2 protein-coding genes and 2 pseudogenes are annotated in these 1,618 nt (G+C 47.1%); all 4 read left to right on the top strand.

The window, feature by feature from the left end:
• Positions 1 to 441: signal peptidase I (lepB, locus tag Q0236_RS01720; protein ID WP_297914303.1), on the top strand; the 441-nt coding region annotated here is incomplete at its 5' end.
• A 9-nt stretch (positions 442 to 450) separates the two neighbouring features.
• Positions 451 to 618 (top strand): annotated as a pseudogene (locus Q0236_RS01715) (RpiB/LacA/LacB family sugar-phosphate isomerase); the annotation flags it as partial.
• 306 nt (positions 619 to 924) lie between these two features.
• Positions 925 to 1,173: pseudogene (locus tag Q0236_RS01710) on the top strand (RpiB/LacA/LacB family sugar-phosphate isomerase); the annotation flags it as partial.
• A gap of 206 nt (positions 1,174 to 1,379) precedes the next feature.
• The coding region (locus tag Q0236_RS01705) for a hypothetical protein (RefSeq protein ID WP_297914301.1) at positions 1,380 to 1,618 on the top strand (239 nt) is incomplete at its 3' end.

The following is a 1,618-nucleotide window of genomic DNA, read 5'->3' as shown; positions in this document are numbered from 1 at the left end:
GCAAACTACGATGCGAGCGATATCGTGATCCTGGGCGGCGAAAAATATGTCAAGGAGCCGTATAAATTTAAAGGTATCCACTACGATCCTAATAATCGAAACTCGATGCTGGCAAACGTCAAAGCCTCACTTGAGAAGGGTGAATTTTCTATGAAGCCCATTAGCCTAAGCGAAATTCCTCATAGCTTCGAAGCTGCGGGGATAAGCTTCAATGCCTTTTACATCAAAGTGCCGCAGGATGAGTATTTTATGATAGGAGATAATCGCAATAACTCTGCCGATAGCCGCTTCTGGGGTCCGGTACCTTATCGTCTGATCGTCGGCAAGCCGTGGTTTACATATTTTAGTATCGATGCCGATCGCAAAATCCGCTGGGAGCGAATCGGGCGCTTCGTCGATACCTTGCAAAACGATGAGAGTTTAATCTACGAGCAAAAATAAGGAGTGGTAATGCAAATAAATAAAATTTTCATAGCGAGCGATCATGCGGGCTTTCGTGCCAAAGAACAAGCTAAAAAAGTGCTCGCCACTTTAGGTTACGAAGCGGTTGACCTTGGCACTCATAGTGCCGAAGCGAGCGTGGACTATCCCGATTTTGCGGACACGTTGGCGGATAAAATTTTAGCCGAATGTGAAGCCTGCGCGCGAAGTGAAAATTTTAAAGAAAACGACGGCATAAATTCCGCTGCAGCCGCGGAAAATTCCGAAGCAGGCGGCAGTGAAAATTTCGGCGCAAGTATAAACGGCTGCGGAAATTTTAACGACGCTGTGCAATGTAGTGGGAAAAATGAAAATTTTAATGCTGCCAAAAACACTAGTCGTCAAAATTTTAACGCTAGCGAAAGCATGACTATCAGCGTAAATGCAGCCGTAAGCTCGAATGTGAGCAAAGATAAAATTTTAAATTCCACCGACTACGGCATTTACGGCGTTTTGATCTGCGGTACGGGCATCGGTATCAGCATCGCCGCAAACCGCCGCGTTCACGTGCGTTGCGCGCTGTGCCACGACGCGACGAGCGCACGGCTGGCTAGAGAGCACAACGACGCCAATGTCCTAGCTTTCGGCGCGCGGCTTACGGGCGCGCTAGAGATCGAGGATATGATCAAGGTATTTTTCAGTACCGATTTTGCGGGCGGGCGCCACAAAAAGAGAGTGGATAAACTGGCCCTAAATTGCGGAACGGACGGCACGACGAGCGTTGTGACGGATGTTTGCGGCGCCGCAAGCGATGACGCAAGCTCTTGCGATCCGGATTTAGCGCGCAATTGCTGCGAGCAAAATTTTGCGCAGGGCGTGCAGGAGGGTGGTTGCGCGAATAAAATTTCACCGAATGAGAGCGGAGATTTCGGATCAAATTTTAAAACGGGAGGCGGGCGATGAACGTGATATTTGGAATTTTAACGGCTATTTTTGCCGTGCTTTTGGTGCTTTCGATTAGAAAAAATTCTAAAATTTACGCCCTTCTTCGCAAAAGCGAGCAGAAAATTTCAAAGCTTCAAAGCGATAACGAAAAGCTAAAAACCGCCCTAAGATTCGGCATCGAAGCGCTTCAAAGCGACAAGCAGGAAAAACTAAATTTAAAAATCCAAAACGCAAAATTGAAAAGAGGAAAATT

The organism is uncultured Campylobacter sp. (assembly GCF_938031315.1).
Taxonomy (GTDB): Bacteria; Campylobacterota; Campylobacteria; order Campylobacterales; family Campylobacteraceae; genus Campylobacter_B.
Note: the sequence above shows the minus strand (reverse complement) of the source record. Positions and strands in the feature narration are given on the sequence as shown.